The organism is Burkholderia sp. R-40 (genome assembly GCF_049942845.1).
Lineage (GTDB): Bacteria > Pseudomonadota > Gammaproteobacteria > Burkholderiales > Burkholderiaceae > Burkholderia > Burkholderia ambifaria.
Map to the genome: position 1 here is coordinate 442,968 of NZ_CP187967.1, position 15,995 is coordinate 458,962.

Genomic DNA, 15,995 nt, shown 5'->3' on the forward strand with positions numbered 1-15,995 from the left:
GCGCAGCGCGCCCCCGGAAAATTTTTCCGTCGCCCCGGCGACGCCTGGCTGGCCAAGTAAAACTTGCGCATTCCGGTCGATGGGAAAGCCGCCGCCGGGCCTTTGCCGGAGGCGTTTCGAGGGGTAGCGCTCGGTTTTAAAAGGAATTACTCTGCACGCAGCGATTGAATTATGAAAAATTGATCGGTACTATACCCGCGCGCTTCATGCAAAGCAAAAGAACCAGATTCTCAACGATTTTAATACTCACGCGCCGGTGGATATAAGATGAAAGACCGTCTCTTCGCAAAACTTTCTGGGGTAGTGCTGGCTTGCGGCGTGATCGCCGGTTGCGCGAGCCAGCCGCCGGCGCCGACTGCCGAGGTGTTCAACAAGTCGCTGGCCGATGCGGACGCCGTTGCGAAGTCGGGTGACCAGGACAAGGCGCTCGGCCTGTACCAGCAGCTCGCGAAGGCGGATCCGACGCGCGAAGAGCCGTGGTCGCGCATCGCGCAGATCCAGTTTGCCCAGAACCACTATGGCCAGGCGATCGTCGCCGCGCAGGAAGCGCTGCAGCGTGACGCGACCGACCGCCAGGCGAAGAGCGTGCTGGCCGTCGCGGGCCTGCGGATCGCGACGCAGTCGCTCGGCGAGTTGCGCCAGGACGCGTCGCTCGCCGGCGACGCGAAGTCGGACGCGCAGGCGCTCGCGAAGCAGCTGCGCGACACGCTCGGCGAATCGGCGCTGTTCCCGCCGGAGCAACGCGTCACGAAGGCGCGTACGCCGCGCCGTATCGTTCATCGTCCGAAGGCCGGTGCGGCACCGGCCGCTGAAGCGGCAACGACCGCGCCGACGCCGCCTGCGGCACCGCAGGCCGCCGCGGGGCAGAAGGGCGGAGCCGATCCATTCAGCGCGCTGCGCAACTGACCGCAACTGACGCGATAACCACAACTAACCTGGGAGCCGTCGAGATGGCCAAGAAAGAAAGCATTCAGAAAAGCTTGCAGAAAATTCGGCCGCCGCGCGTCCAATTGACCTACGAGGTCGAGAAGGGCGATGCGATCGAGGTGAAGGAACTGCCGTTCGTCGTCGGGGTCGTCGGCGATCTGGCGGGCCAGTCGGAAATCGAGCAGCCGAAGCTGCGCGACCGCAAGTTCGTCAATATCGACCGCGACAACTTCGACGACGTGATGAAGGCGATCGAGCCGCGCGCCGCGTTTCAGGTGGAAAACCGCCTGAGCCCGGAAGGCGGCAAGTTCGCGGTCGACCTGAAGTTCCGTTCGCTGTCGGATTTCAGCCCGGACGAAGTCGTCGAACAGGTCGAGCCGCTGCGCCGCCTGCTCGACGCGCGTTCGAAGCTCGCCGACCTGCGCAACAAGCTCGCCGGCAACGACAAGCTCGAGGATCTGCTGTCGGAAGTGCTGAAGAACACGCAGCAGCTGCAGGAGCTCGCGAAGGGCACGGGCGGCGACAAAGACGGCGAATGACGACGGAGTATTGAGATGAACCAGCAAACGGCTGCGGCCCAAGCGAGCGGCGCGGAATACGCCGCCGGGACTTCGTTGCTCGACGACATCGTCGAGAAGAGCAAGGTCGCGAAATCCGATTCCGAGCATGCGCGTGCGAAGGACCTGATCGGCGAACTCGTGCATCAGGTGCTCGACGGCACGGTGATCGTGTCGGACAACCTGTCGGCGACGATCGACGCGCGCGTCGCGGAGCTCGACCGCCTGATCTCCACGCAGCTCTCCGCGGTGATGCATGCGCCGGAATTCCAGCGCCTCGAAAGCACGTGGCGCGGGATGGACTACCTGGTCAAGGAAAGCAACACGGGCCAGACGATCAAGATCAAGGCGCTGCACGCACCGAAGCGCGACCTCGTGCGCGACTTCAAGGGCGCGAGCGAGTTCGACCAGAGCGCGCTGTTCAAGAAGGTCTACGAAGAAGAGTTCGGCACGTTCGGCGGCTCGCCGTTCGGTGCGCTGATCGGCGACTACGAGATCTCGCGCCAGCCGGAAGACATGTATTTCATCGAGCAGATGTCGCACGTCGCGGCCGCCGCGCATGCGCCGTTCATCGCGTCGGCGTCGCCGGAGCTGCTCGGCCTCGAGTCGTTCTCCGACCTCGGCAAGCCGCGCGATCTCGGCAAGGTGTTCGACACGGTCGAATACGCGAAGTGGAAGTCGTTCCGCGATTCCGAGGATTCGCGCTACGTCGGCCTCACGCTGCCGCGCTTCCTCGGCCGCCTGCCGTTCAATCCGAAGGACGGCCAGACCGCGGAGAACTTCAACTTCGTCGAGGACGTGGACGGCACCGAGCACGACAAGTACCTGTGGTGCAACGCGGCATGGGCATTCGCGGCACGCCTGACCGCCGCGTTCGACGACTTCGGCTGGTGCGCGGCGATCCGCGGCGTCGAAGGCGGTGGCCTCGTCGAGGATCTGCCGACCCACACGTTCAAGACCGACGACGGTGAAGTCGCGCTGAAGTGCCCGACCGAAATCGCGATCACCGATCGCCGCGAGAAGGAGCTGAGCGACCTCGGCTTCATCCCGCTCGTTCATTGCAAGAACTCGGATTACGCTGCGTTCTTCGCCGCGCAATCGGTGCAGAAACCGAAAAAATACAGCACCGACAGCGCGAATGCGAATGCCGTCCTGTCCGCCCAGCTTCAGTACATCTTCTCGGTATCGCGCGTCGCGCACTACCTGAAGGCGATGATGCGGGACAAGATCGGCAGCTTCGCATCGGCGCAGAACGTGGAGACTTTCCTCAACCGGTGGATTTCGCAGTACGTCCTGCTCGACGACAACGCATCGCAGGAACAGAAGGCGCAATTCCCGCTGCGCGAGGCATCCATACAAGTGTCAGAGATTCCGGGGAAGCCGGGCTCGTATCGTTCGGTCGCGTTCCTGCGCCCGCACTTTCAGCTCGACGAACTCTCGATTTCTCTGCGACTTGTCGCTGATCTGCCCAAACCGGCAAATTCATAAGCGAGCAAATCGCCCGGGCGGGCCGCCTGGGTAGGACGTTAAAACCACCTCTTTGGGGAGTCGAAGGGCCATGTTACATATGCACTTGCAGTTTGGTAGTCCCGCGGTGAAGGGCGAGTCCGCGGACAAGGACCACCAGGGCTGGATCGAGCTGAAATCGTGGGATCACTCGATCGTTCAACCGCGTTCGGCAACCGCATCGACCGCTGGCGGTCACACGATGACGCGTTGCGAGCACGGCGACATGATTTTCACGAAGGAAATCGATTCGTCGAGCCCGCTGCTGTACCAACACGCTTCGGGCGGCACCACGTTCGACGAGGTGACGGTCCATTTCTCGCGCGCTGACGGTGAAGGCAAGCGCGTGCAGTATCTGGAAGTCAAGCTCAAGTACGTGATCATCTCGAGCATCGCCCCGAGCGTTCGCGAGGAAGGTCTGCCGCTCGAGACGTTCTCGCTGAAGTACGCAGCTGTGCAGTGGAAGCAAACCCAGCAGAAGATCGGCGGCAACCAGGGCGGCAACACGCAAGGCGCCTGGAGTCTGACGAAGAACGACAAGACCTACGCGGTCTAAGGTCGGTTGCGGCAACGGGGCGCGCTGCGTCCCGTTGCCGTTTTCGCTGTGCGAGCCGGCTGATGAAACGATTCGAACCCAGTTTTCTCGACAAGCTGTTCGACGACGAACCGCACCTGCCGGCCTCGGCAGCGATGCGGCAATTGTCGCTGGACGAGCTCAAGAACACGGTCGCCCGCGACGTCGAGGCGATCCTCAACACCCGTATCGCGCACACCGAACTCGAACTGGCGGAGCTGCCGGAATGCCAGAAGTCGGTGCTGACCTACGGGCTGAACGATTTCGCGGGGCTGAGCCTCGCGAGTCATTACGACCGCGCGTTCATCTGCAAGTCGATCCAGCAGGCCATCGCGCGCCACGAGCCGCGGTTGCAGCAGGTGCAGGTGACGTTCGAGCTGAATGAGCAGTCGACCAACGCGCTTTACTTCGCGATCCAGGCGCTGCTCGTCGTGCATCCGGCCGAGGAGCCGGTGAGTTTCGACGCGATGCTGCAGCCGTCGACGCTGCAGTATTCGGTCACGCGCACACGCGCGGCAAGAATGCTGTGAGTCAAGCCGCCGAGCGGGCCGGACCGCCCGGTGGAGGAACAGGGTCCGGCAGGAAATATTGAGGTTCGGGGTCGTCGATGGAAGAATTGCTGCCGTATTACGAGCGCGAATTATCGTTTTTGCGGCGCTATTCGCGAGATTTCGCCGAACGCTATCCGAAGATCGCCGCGCGGCTCGCGTTGTCCGGCGAGCACTGCGAGGATCCGCACGTCGAGCGGATGATCGAGTCGTTCGCGCTGCTGGGCGCGCGCATCAACAAGAAGCTCGACGACGACTACCCGGAATTCACCGAAGCGCTGCTGGAAGTGCTGTATCCGCACTACCTGCGGCCGTTCCCGTCGTGCTCGATCGCGCAATTCACGCCGGCTTCGCCCGGCCAGCAGACCGAACCGGTCGTGATCGACCGCGGCACCGAGCTGAAGAGCCGTCCGATCCGCGGCGTGCAGTGCCGGTTCCGCACCGCGTACGACGTGACGCTCGCGCCGATCCGCATTTCGGAGGCGCGCTACATGCCGGTCGCGCTCGCGCCGAGCGCGACGGTGCTGCCGTCCAACGCGACGGGCGTGATCTCGATCACGTTCGAATCGCTCGCCGCGCAGCTCGATCTCGGCGCGCTGAAGCTGCCGACGCTGCGCGCGCACCTGCACGGCGAACAGTCGTTCGTCGCCGCGCTGACCGACTGCCTGTTCGTCAACGTGCTCGGCGCGTATGTCGAGCCCGAACGCAACGGCCGCTGGACCGCGCTGCGCAAGCTGCCGATCGCGCACGCCGGCTTCGACGAGGACGACGCGCTGATCGACTACCCGGCGAAGTCGCACCCCGCCTATCGCCTGCTCACCGAATACTTCGCGTTCCCCGACAAGTTCGATTTCGTCGATTTCGACGTCGCGGCGATCGCGCGCGCGGCCGGCCGCTGCCAGCGCGCGACGCTGCATCTGGTGCTGCAGGACGTGCGCAGCGATTCGCACGTCGCGCGGCTGCTCGAGCTGCTGACGGCCAGCCATTTCCGGCTGTTCTGCACGCCGATCGTCAACCTGTTCCGCCAGCACGGCGAGCCGATCCGTATCACGCACCGCGCGGTGTCGTACCCGGTGATCGCCGAAGCGCGCCGGGCGTTCGCGTACGAGGTGTATTCGATCGATTCGGTGAAGCTCGTCCGGCAGCAGGCGCACGAGGAATCGGTGATCGAGTTCCGGCCGTTCTATTCGCTGCATCACGGCGAATCGGCGCGGATCGGTCATTACTGGTTCGCGCGCCGCAACGACTGGGTCGCGCAGAAAAGCCCCGGATACGAAACGGAGATCTCGATCGTCGACATCGACTTCGAGCCGACGTCGCCGCAGACCGACACGCTGAGCCTCGACCTCACCTGCACGAACCGCGACCTGCCTTCGATGCTCGCGTTCGGCCTCGAAGGCGGCGACCTGTTCCAGGAAGGCGGCGCGCAGACGAGCGGCATCTCGCTGCTGCGGCGCCCGACCCAGAGCGTACGTTTCGAGCGCGGCCGCGCCGCGCACTGGCGGCTCGTGTCGCACCTCGCGCTGAACCACGTGTCGCTGGTCGCGCACGGGCTCGCGCCGCTCAAGGAAATGCTGACGCTGTACGACCTGCGGCGCACCGCCGTGTCGATGCGCCAGATCGACGGCCTCGCCGGCGTCGAGCAGCGCGGCGCCGTGCAGTGGCTGCCCGGCAAGCCGTTCGCGACCTTCGTGCGCGGCATCGAGATCCGGCTGACGATCGACGAGGAGCACTTCGTCGGCGCGAGCCTCGCGTCGTTCGTGCGCGTGCTCGACAGCTTCTTCGGGCTGTATGTCCACCTCAACAGTTTCGTTCAACTAGTCGTGGTGTCGAAGCGCACCGGCGAGGAGATCATCCGATGCAAGCCCCGAACCGGCGAATCGATCCTGGCGTAGTCGACGCGCTGCTCGACGAGCCGCACCGCTTCGAATTCTTCCAGGCGGTGCGCGTGCTCGAAGGGCTGTTCGCGCGGCAGGCGTCCGATGCGCCCGGCGCATGGCGGCAGGGCGACGTCGTCGCGCAGCACATCGAATTCCGCAACACGCTGTCGCTCGGCTTTCCGCCGAGCGAGATCGAAGGCGCGCGCTCGTTCCACGACGGCGGCGCGCTGCTCGATTCGGATGAGGAGCGCGGCGCCGCGCTCGCGGCCGGCGAGCTCGGTCACGTCGAGCTGACGCCGGCGTTCTTCGGGCTGCTCGGCGCTCAGGGCGCGCTGCCGCTGCACTACACCGAGCAAATCGTCGCGCGCGAGCATTTGAAGCGCGACCACGCGGCACGCGCGTTCTTCGACGTGTTCTCGAACCGCGCGACCGCGCTGTTCTACGCGGCGTGGAAGAAATACCGGCTGCCGTTCCATTACGAACTCGATCGCGACGAGCGCTACCTGCCGCTCTTGCTCGCGATCGCCGGCGTGCCGAGCGACGAGATCCGCGACAACCTCGCGGCCGGCGCGGGCGGCGTGCTCGACGAGGCCGTCGCAGGCTACGCGCTCGCCGCGCGGCACCGGCCGATGTCGGCCGCGTACTTGCAGCGCGCGCTGTCCGACTACTTCCGCGTGCCGGTGAAGATCGACCAGTTCGTCGGCAAATGGTACGACGTGCCGCCCGACCAGTTGAGCGTGCTCGGCGAGGTCAACGCGGTGCTCGGCGCGACGGCGCTCGTCGGCGAACGTGTGTGGCAGCGCGACATGCGCGCGAGGATCGTCGTCGGCCCGCTGTCCAAGCGCGACTACGAGGCGTTCCTGCCCGGCGGCGCGCACGCCGTCGCGCTCGAACGAATGCTGACGCTGCTCGCGGGCGTCACGCTCGAATACGAGGTGAAGCTCGTGCTGAAGCGCACCGAGGTGGGCGCGAGCGTGCTCGGCGCGGGCTCGCGGCTCGGCTGGGACGCGTTCCTCTGCACGCGCGACGCGCTCCACGACCGCTCGGACGCCCGCTACGAACTGCACGTGATTCACTGATTCCAAACGACAACAAACACGCAATCGAACCTGAGATCGACGCCATGAGCACGCCTCTGAAGACCCTGATCACGAAACTGAACCCGCTGTGCCGGCACGCGACCGAGCGTGCGGCGAGCGCGTGCCTGGCGCGCGGCCATTACGAGGTCGATCTGGAGCACCTGTTCCTCGCGCTGCTCGACGAAGCGACGGGCGACCTGCCGCTCGCGCTGCGCGCAAGCCGCGTCGATCCGCATGCGCTGCGTGCCGATCTGGAGCGCGAACTCACGCGGCTGAAGACGGGCAACACGCGCACGCCGGTTTTCTCCGTGCATCTGATCGCGCTGTTCGAGCAGGCGTGGCTGATCGCGTCGCTCGATTCGCAGCTCGGCCGCATCCGCTCGGGGCACCTGCTGCTCGCGTTGCTGACCGCGCCTGATCTCGCGCAGTTCGCGCAGCGCATGTCGCCGCAGTTCGCGGAAATGAACGTGACGGACCTGAAGCACAAGTTCGACGAGATCATGGGCGGCTCGAGCGAGGCCGAGCCGCGCCAGCCGGATGCGGAAGACGGCGACGTCGCGCCGGCCGCCAACGGCGCCGCGCCCGCGGCCGGCCCGTCGAAGACGCCCGCGCTCGACACGTACACGACCAACCTCACGCAGCGTGCGCGCGACGGCAAGATCGATCCGGTGATCGGCCGCGAAGCGGAGATCCGCCAGGCGATCGACATCCTGATGCGCCGCCGCCAGAACAACCCGATCATGACCGGCGAGGCCGGCGTCGGCAAAACGGCGGTCGTCGAGGGTCTCGCGTTGCGGATCGCGGCCGACGACGTGCCGCCGCCGCTGCGCGGCGTCGCGCTGCACGTGCTCGACATGGGCCTGCTGCAGGCCGGCGCGAGCGTGAAGGGCGAGTTCGAGAACCGTCTGAAGAGCGTGATCGACGAGGTGAAGAAGAGCGCGCACCCGATCATCCTGTTCATCGACGAGGCGCACACGATCATCGGCGCGGGCGGCCAGGCCGGCCAGAACGACGCGGCGAACCTGCTGAAGCCCGCGCTCGCGCGCGGCGAGCTGCGCACGATCGCCGCGACGACGTGGAGCGAATACAAGAAGTACTTCGAGAAGGATGCGGCGCTGGCGCGGCGTTTCCAGGTCGTGAAGGTCGAGGAGCCGAGCGAGCCGCTCGCGGCCGCGATGCTGCGCGGGATGTCCGGGCTGATGGAGACGCACTTCAACGTGCGGATCCTCGACGACGCGATCACCGAGGCCGTGCGCCTGTCGCATCGCTACATCAGCGGCCGCCAGCTGCCGGACAAGGCGATCAGCGTGCTCGACACCGCGTGCGCGAAGGTCGCGCTCGCGCACAGCGCGACGCCGGCGGCGATCGACGACACGAAGAAGCGCATCGAGCGCATCGACGCGGAAATCGCGTCGCTGGAGCGCGAATCGGCGGGCGGCGCGTCGCACGACGAACGGCTCGGCGAGCTGCGCGGCGCGCGCGACACGGCGCTCGCGCAATTGGCCGAGGACGAAGCGCGCTATGAAGCCGAGCGCGTGATCGTCGCCGAGATCACCGAACTGCGTGATGCGCTCGACAAGGCGCGCGGCCCGTCGGAAGACGGCGAGCCGGTCGACGTGTCGGCCACTCGCGAGAAGCTCACGGAGCGCGTCGCGGCGCTGCACGCGCTGCAGGGCGGCGAGCCGATGGTGCCGCTGCAGGTCGACGGCCACGTCGTCGCCGAGATCGTCGCCGCGTGGACCGGCATTCCGCTCGGCCGCATGGTGAAGGACGAGATCGACACCGTGCTGAACCTGCAGCCGCTGCTGAGCGCGCGCGTGATCGGCCAGGACCATGCGCTCGACGCGATCGCGCAGCGCGTGCGCACGGCGACCGCGAACCTCGAGGATCCGAACAAGCCGCGCGGCGTGTTCATGTTCGTCGGGCCGTCGGGCGTCGGCAAGACCGAGACGGCGCTCGCGCTGGCCGACATCCTGTACGGCGGCGAGCGCAAGATGGTCACGATCAACATGAGCGAGTACCAGGAAGCGCACAGCGTGTCGGGCCTGAAGGGTTCGCCGCCGGGCTACGTCGGCTACGGCGAAGGTGGCGTGCTGACCGAGGCCGTGCGCCGCAACCCGTATTCCGTCGTGCTGCTCGACGAGGTCGAGAAGGCGCACCCGGACGTGCTCGAGATGTTCTTCCAGGTCTTCGACAAGGGCACGATGGACGACGCCGAAGGGCGCGAGATCGACTTCCGCAACACGCTGATCATCCTGACGTCGAACGTCGGGTCGGCCGCGGTGATGCAGGCGTGCCTGAACAAGCAGGCCGAGGAGCTGCCCGATCCGGACGCGCTCGCCGAGGCGCTGCGCCCGCAGCTGTACAAGACGTTCAAGCCCGCGTTCCTCGGCCGGATGAAGGTCGTGCCGTACTACCCGATTTCCGACGACGTGCTGGCCGAGATCATCGAGCTGAAGCTCGAGCGAATCCGCCGCCGCATCGACGCGAACCACAAGGCCGCGTTCGAATGGGACGAATCGCTCGTCGATGCGGTGCTCGCGCGCTGCACCGAGGTCGACTCGGGCGCCCGCAACGTCGACCACATCCTGAACGGCACGCTGCTGCCGGAGATCGCGGGCCACGTGCTCGGCCGGATCGCCGACGGCGCGGCCATCGCGCGCATCGCGGTGCGCGCGGACGAGGCCGGCGAATTCGCGTACACCGTCGAATGAGCACGGCCGCGCAACACGCATTGATGAACTGACCGAACCATGCCGATCAATCTTCCCGAGTTGCTGACGCCGATCAGCGATGCGTCGCCCAGCGGCGACGACCTGCTGTTCTCGAACGAATTCGACGCGATCCAGGACGCGCGGCGCTACGACGATCCGACGCTCGACCAGGGCGAGTGGGTGACCGAGATCAAGGAGGCCGACTGGGGCTTCGTCGTCGATCACGCGGGCGAGTTGCTGCGCACGCGCACCAAGGACCTGCGGCTCGCCGTGTGGCTGACCGAGGCGCTCGCGCTGGAGGACGGCATCACCGGCCTCACCGAAGGCTATGCGCTGCTGGAAGGCCTGTGCCGCGACTATTGGGACACCGTACATCCGCTGCCGGAAGGCGACGACGTCGAATACCGGCTCGGCAACGTTGCGTGGCTGTCCGGCCGCACGGCCGAGTTGTTGCGCGGCATCCCCGTGACGGAAGGCGCGTCGAACGCGTTCACCACGCTCGACTGGGAAGTCGCGCAGCATGTGGCGCAGGCCGTGAAGCGCGACCCCGAACACGCGGACGACATCGCGCGCGGCAAACCGTCGGTCGAGCAGGTCGATGCGTCGCGGCGCGTGACGCCGATCGCGTTCTACACGACGCTGCTCGCCAATCTGAAGGCGTTCGAGTTCTCGCTCGACGCGTTCGAGGAGCGGCTCGTCGAACGTGCGGGCGATTCGGCGCCGAGCTTCCGGCAGGCGCGCGACGCGTTCGAGACCGTGTACCGGCTCGCCGAGCGCTTTGCGCGCGAGCAGGGCTATACGGGCAGCGCGCCGCAGGCGCCGTCGGCACCGCAGGCGCAGCCCGAGCGCGTCGAGCCGAGCTTCGGCGACGCGTTCCCCATCCAGGAGACCCATGTGCAGTCGCAGACCGCTCCGCGTCCTCCGATGACGCAAATGATTGCCGGCATCCAGAACCGCGCGCAGGCCGTCGACCAGCTGCGCGCCGTCGCGCGTTACTTCCGGCAGACCGAGCCGCACAGCCCGGTCGCGTATCTCGCGGACAAGGCCGCCGAATGGGCCGACATGCCGCTGCACAAGTGGCTCGAGAGCGTGGTGAAGGACGACGGGTCGCTGTCGCATATCCGCGAGCTGCTGGGGGTGAGGCCTGATGAGCAGTCGTGAGGCAGTCGTGGGCGACGGCTTCGAGACCTGAGAGCGCGGGCTGGCAGGCTCGCGATGAACGAGAAGAAAGGGTGACGCATGAACGTGACCGAACTTGCACAGGCGATTCGCGGCGGCCTGATTCAGCAGGACCGCCTGCTGAAGACGGACATCCCGTCGCTGCCGAGCAATGCGCTCGTTCCGCGCCGCGCGGTGGCGCGCTCCGAGCTCGGCCGCGACTTCAGCGTTGTGCTCGATCTGGTATCCACCGCGAGCGACATCGAGCTCAAGACGCTGATCGCGCAGCCGATCACGCTATGGATCCAGCAGGCCGACAAGTCGTATCTGCCGATCAACGGCTATATCCACACGGCGCGCCGGCTCGGCGCGGACGGCGGCCTGTCGAGTTACCAGCTGCGCTTCGCGTCGTGGATGCACTTCCTCAAGTTCCGCAGCGACATGCGGTACTGGCAGGACAAGCCCGTCGACGCGATCCTCGCCGATGTGTTCGACAGCCATCCGCAGGCCAAGGGCCAATACCAGTTCGCGCTGTCGAAGCCGTTGCCGTCCCGGTCATACTGTCGCCAGAGCGAAACCGACTGGAACTTCGTGCACCGGCTGATGGAGGACGAAGGGTTGTTCGGTTTCTGGCGGCACAGCGAAGACGGGAAGGCGCACACGCTCGTCATCACTGATGACTTGCATGCGATCGACGCGCTGTCGCCGAATGCCGTCACGTTCGACCCGTCGGGCATGGGCACCGAAACTGCCGGTTTCACGCAATGGGCGGCGTCGCGGACGTTGCAAAGCACGCAGCACACGACGCGCACGTTCGACTACAAATCGCCGTCGTCGGCGGGTAGTCCGAACGGCACGATGCTGCCGACGAAGGCCGGCCAGGGCGACCTGCCTGGCCAGGCGGAAATCTACGAATACACCGGCGCGTATACGTATCCGGGCCAGGCGCGCGGCGAACATCTGTCGAAGATTCGTCTCGAGGAGTGGGAGTCGCGCGCGAAGCGCTTCTTCGGCGTGGGCGGCGTGCGCGCGATCGATGCCGGCCGACGCTTCACGCTGACCGGTCATCCCGAGCACGACCGCGATTCGGCCGGCGATCGCGAGTTCGCGGCCATCGGCGTCACGCGATACATCGAGAACAATCTGCCGCTCTCGGACCACGAGGCGACCTTCCCGCATAGCCTGCAGGACCAGCTGGCGCGGGTGAAGGCCTGTCATGCAGATGCGGCTGCGTTCGAGGTCGGGCATGACGACGGCTCCGCCGGGTTTTATCTCGTCGAGGTCGAGGCGCAGCGCGCGAGCGTGCCGTATCGGAGCCCCTTCGAGCATCGCAAGCCCGCGATGCAGCTCGAGACGGCCGTCGTCGTCGGCCCGAAGGGCGAGGAGGTCTACACGGACGAGCTGAACCGAATCAAGGTCATGTTCGTCTGGGACCGGCAGAGCGAAGGGCGCGAGAATGCGTCGTGCTGGATGCGCGTCGTGCAGTCCGATACCGGTGGCGGTTACGGCGCCGTTCATATTCCGCGCGTTGGCGAGGAAGTGCTGATCGGCTACATCGGCGGCGACTGCGACCGGCCGATCGTGATGCACCGCGTCTACAACGGGGCCGTCAAGCCGCAATGGCATAGCAACGGGATCCTGTCGGGTTTCCGCTCGAAGGAGTATGCGGGATCGGGGCACAACGAGATGGTGCTCGACGACGCGACCGGGCAGAACCGCGCGCGCCTGTTCAGCAGCAGCGCGAATTCGCTCCTTCATCTCGGCTATCTGATCGAGCAGAACGGCAACACGCGCGGCGCGTATCTCGGCTCGGGCTTCGATCTGCGCACCGACGCGTACGGCGCGATGCGTGCCGGGCAGGGCTTGTACGTGACGACGCATCCCAAGCAGGCGAACAGCCAGCCGCTCGACGTGAGCGAAGCGCAGCAGCAGCTCGTCAATGCGGAGGGGCTGATCGAGTCGATGTCGCAGGTCAGCGAGACGCACCAGGCGGAGAGTCTCGGCACCGGTCACGACGCGCTGAAGCAATTCACCGATGCGACGCGGAATAGCGTGCCGGGCGCGACGGCGGGCGGTGGCCGGACCGCCGGCGGCGGGACGGGGAACGCGAATGCGTTCAAGGAGCCGGTGATGCTGTTCGCCAGCCCGGCGGGGATCGGGGTAGCGTCGCAGCAGTCGGTGCATCTGGCAGCGGACCGACACGTCAACGTCGTCAGCGGTCAGAGCACGCATCTCGTCAGCGGCAAATCACTGGTGGCGAGCGTCAAGGCGAAGCTCAGTCTGTTTGCACAGAATGCGGGCATGAAGCTCTTTGCAGGGAAAGGCGCGGTCGAGATACAGGCGCAGAAGGACAACGTCGAGATGGTCGCGCAGAAGACCGTCAAGGTGCTGTCGGCGACGGCAACGGTCGAAGCCGCCGCAAAGGAAGAAATTCTGCTGACGTCAGGCGGCGCGTATGTCCGGATCAAGGGAGGCAACATCGAGATTCATGCGCCGGGCAAGATCGACGTGAAGGGCGGACAGCATGCGTTCAGCGGGCCGACGAGTATGCACAAGACATTCAAGGCGGAAGGCAAGAAGGCAGACATGCGGATTCGCTATGTGGATGCCGACGGCAACGTGCCGCACGGGGAGCCGATCAAGTTCGCGACCGAGGACGGGACCGAACATAGCGTCGCGCTCGACGCGGAAGGCCGGGCGGAACTGAAGAACATCGATTTTGACGAGTTCGTGGCCAGTCAGGTTAAACGAACGGGAGAGTGAACATGCCTCGGCCTCTTGTCCAACATAACGTTTGTATCGATCTGCCGGGTGAGCCGGTCAAGTGCGCGGCCGAGACGGAATTGACGGTGCTGTTGCGCAAGCATCGAGACGTGGTATTCGACATCAAGCTTCACCCGGGTGCGACGTATACCGTCACCACGACGCACCCTGATCGACCGACTGGGCGCTTTTACGACACCAGGCAGAAAGTGAATGTCGGCAAGACGACGTTCAAGGATGGGGAGCCGTGCCACATCTGGCTCGGCCGCACATTCGAGGGGAGTCTGGTTCTAAAGCAGGGTGAAAAGGTGCTCGGCCGCTATCCCGTCAGCAAGCTTGATTGCACGAAGGGTTGCACGGACGACCCGAAGGACAAGCCTGCACCGATGCTGATCATCCTGCACGATAATCAAAGTCTCGCGAAAGAGTTGAGTTCGATCGGGAGCGTGCCGCATGATGCACAACATCCTGCGACCTCGATACCGTCAACCAGGAGCGCTTCGGTCAAGGGCAATGATGCCGGGGCGAGGTTGCTCAACCCTGGACAATATGCATCGGCACCGATACCTTTTTCGGAGGCGAAAGCGACCCGGTCGAGAGACGTATTGCCTACGGTCCATGCGTTCAAAATCAAACAGACCAGTGGCTCGATGGTTCCTCCTGAACTCGTCGCGTTCTTTGCGAGTGGGGCGGAGTCGTTCAAATGGGATCCACTAGACACAATTTCCAGGAATTTCCTGACTGCCCAAGTTGCAGGTGGACTAGCGTATGGATGGGATACCTTTGGGCCGAATGGTCCATTGAAGGGATTCTGGAATCGCGTGTTCATCATTGTCCGCAACTCGAACGGCGAATTCACGATGTTCTTCCAGACATCCAGGAAGGAAAGGGATCTGCTGGGTTTTCTTCTGACTACATATCGGGCTAGATCAAAAGACGTCCAGGTCATGACGCTATTGGGTGGGACAGGATCTCTCTCCTCGGGTACGCGTGCAACTTGGGAAGCAGCCAACGCCGCAATCAATCTCAAGACGATGACCGGAAGGGCGATGGGGTTTGCCATCGCGATGGACACAATGGCGTGGATGCAGGACTACGAAACGGTCGATAAGAACGGTAAAAGGAAGCAGGATTTTGCGAACCTGCTCGCGACGATCGGAATCGATGTGGCGCAGATGTGGCTCGCGACCGTTGCTGCAACCGCGACGATTTCATTTGTATTCGCAGGTGGCGCCATGGTTGCGGGTGCGGCTATTACAGCGCCGGTTTGGATGATCGCGGTGGGGGCCGTCATAGTTACATGGACATTCAGCTATATCGTCGCTGCGCCGTTTAATCAGAAAGACGACGCAGGACAAAAGATTGGCGATCATCTCGCCAACATGATTCGTGGAGTCGGCGTTTTTCTGGAGGAGCGGTTGGCGAATGATTATCCGGCGACCTACTCTCAGTCGAAATGGGAGATTTTTCCGATGGGAGCAATTCCGTGAGGCAGGTCGAGCGAGAGCGTTTATATGATGGCGATGCAGAATTGAAAGGCAGAACGAGAATCGATGATCATGCCAAGCTCGCAATGATTTGTGGCGTACTTGGTCTTGTGCCACTAGCGCTTTACTGGATTGCGTTCAAAGCATTTCGATCTTCAAATCTTCCATGGCAAATCGCTCTGACAGTAGAGTTGACCTGTCCGGCGATCCTCTATGCACATTATCTATTGAATCGTCGCGCGAAGCGCTTGTACTGGGAGGGCATCGCGGCTCTCTTCGGGGCATTGCCCATCTGGATGGTCATGGGATCGCACTGGTTGTTCTATTTTGGGTTTGCTCCGATGCCGGCTAGCATCCGTGCGCCCGCGCTTTTGTTTTGCATTGGTATTACCGTGGCTTCGATAGTAGTGACCTGGAAAAATTATCGACGTGCGACGGAGCAGTTAGGGTTGGTCGGGCGGATGATTGTTGTCGAGCCGGACACGATTATATTTCCCGATACATTGGACCGTGGTGTCTCAATGTTTCGGAGATCGTGGCGTTGGCTGCCGGCTCCGCCGATTTGGCTGATTTCACTGATCGGTTCGGCTGGTACTGCATACGCGATGCTTGCGGGGCGCTTATATGAGGCATCGGGTGGTCCTCACATCCTGTTCATGATGCTATCGGTCATTGGATTTCCATTTTCTTGTCTCATCGTCGGGCACTTCTTTGTACGGTTGGCATATTTCCACATTTATCTGCCACTCAAACTGGAACGTGAAACCGGAAAAAGGGTAATTCTTGGGCAGTAAGGGGGGTG

At 64.3% G+C, this 15,995-nt stretch carries 12 protein-coding genes; all 12 read left to right on the forward strand.

Annotated elements, in window-relative coordinates:
- Window positions 1-267 precede the first annotated feature (267 nt).
- Window positions 268-906: a tetratricopeptide repeat protein gene (locus ACP26O_RS02070; protein WP_011655822.1), complete on the forward strand. Its 639-nt coding sequence runs from the start codon at window positions 268-270 to the stop codon at window positions 904-906.
- Between the two features lie 44 nt (window positions 907-950).
- Window positions 951-1,466 (forward strand): type VI secretion system contractile sheath small subunit, encoded by a 516-nt coding sequence (gene tssB, locus ACP26O_RS02075; protein ID WP_006751238.1) that lies wholly within the window; start codon window positions 951-953, stop codon window positions 1,464-1,466.
- A gap of 15 nt (window positions 1,467-1,481) precedes the next feature.
- Complete coding sequence (tssC, locus tag ACP26O_RS02080) at window positions 1,482-2,972, forward strand: type VI secretion system contractile sheath large subunit (protein ID WP_006751237.1); 1,491 nt, start codon at window positions 1,482-1,484, stop codon at window positions 2,970-2,972.
- A 70-nt stretch (window positions 2,973-3,042) separates the two neighbouring features.
- A complete protein-coding gene (locus ACP26O_RS02085) occupies window positions 3,043-3,546 on the forward strand; it encodes an Hcp family type VI secretion system effector (protein WP_006477093.1) in 504 nt (167 codons plus the stop codon).
- A gap of 62 nt (window positions 3,547-3,608) precedes the next feature.
- Entirely contained in the window at window positions 3,609-4,094 is a 486-nt protein-coding gene (tssE, locus tag ACP26O_RS02090; protein ID WP_105834611.1) for a type VI secretion system baseplate subunit TssE, read from the forward strand.
- A gap of 77 nt (window positions 4,095-4,171) precedes the next feature.
- Window positions 4,172-6,007 (forward strand): type VI secretion system baseplate subunit TssF, encoded by a 1,836-nt coding sequence (tssF, locus tag ACP26O_RS02095; protein ID WP_105834610.1) that lies wholly within the window; start codon window positions 4,172-4,174, stop codon window positions 6,005-6,007.
- The gene (tssG, locus tag ACP26O_RS02100; RefSeq protein ID WP_105834609.1) at window positions 5,971-7,071 is read left to right on the forward strand and encodes a type VI secretion system baseplate subunit TssG; all 1,101 of its coding nucleotides are present in this window, start codon (window positions 5,971-5,973) and stop codon (window positions 7,069-7,071) included. The genes tssF and tssG overlap by 37 nt, the downstream gene beginning before the upstream one ends.
- A gap of 44 nt (window positions 7,072-7,115) precedes the next feature.
- Entirely contained in the window at window positions 7,116-9,785 is a 2,670-nt protein-coding gene (tssH, locus tag ACP26O_RS02105) for a type VI secretion system ATPase TssH (RefSeq protein WP_175665993.1), read from the forward strand.
- Window positions 9,786-9,824: 39 nt separating this feature from the next.
- Entirely contained in the window at window positions 9,825-10,946 is a 1,122-nt protein-coding gene (gene tssA, locus ACP26O_RS02110) for a type VI secretion system protein TssA (RefSeq protein ID WP_175665992.1), read from the forward strand.
- A gap of 78 nt (window positions 10,947-11,024) precedes the next feature.
- Window positions 11,025-13,706, forward strand: a complete 2,682-nt coding sequence (locus ACP26O_RS02115) for a type VI secretion system Vgr family protein (RefSeq protein ID WP_175665991.1) — start codon at window positions 11,025-11,027, stop codon at window positions 13,704-13,706.
- A 2-nt stretch (window positions 13,707-13,708) separates the two neighbouring features.
- On the forward strand, window positions 13,709-15,196 hold the full coding sequence (locus ACP26O_RS02120) for a hypothetical protein (RefSeq protein ID WP_175665990.1): 1,488 nt from the start codon (window positions 13,709-13,711) through the stop codon (window positions 15,194-15,196).
- Window positions 15,193-15,987 carry a hypothetical protein gene (locus tag ACP26O_RS02125; RefSeq protein ID WP_175665989.1) on the forward strand — a complete coding sequence of 265 codons (795 nt, stop codon included), beginning with the start codon at window positions 15,193-15,195 and terminating at the stop codon, window positions 15,985-15,987. Before ACP26O_RS02120 ends, ACP26O_RS02125 begins: the two co-directional genes overlap by 4 nt.
- Window positions 15,988-15,995: the final 8 nt, after the last annotated feature.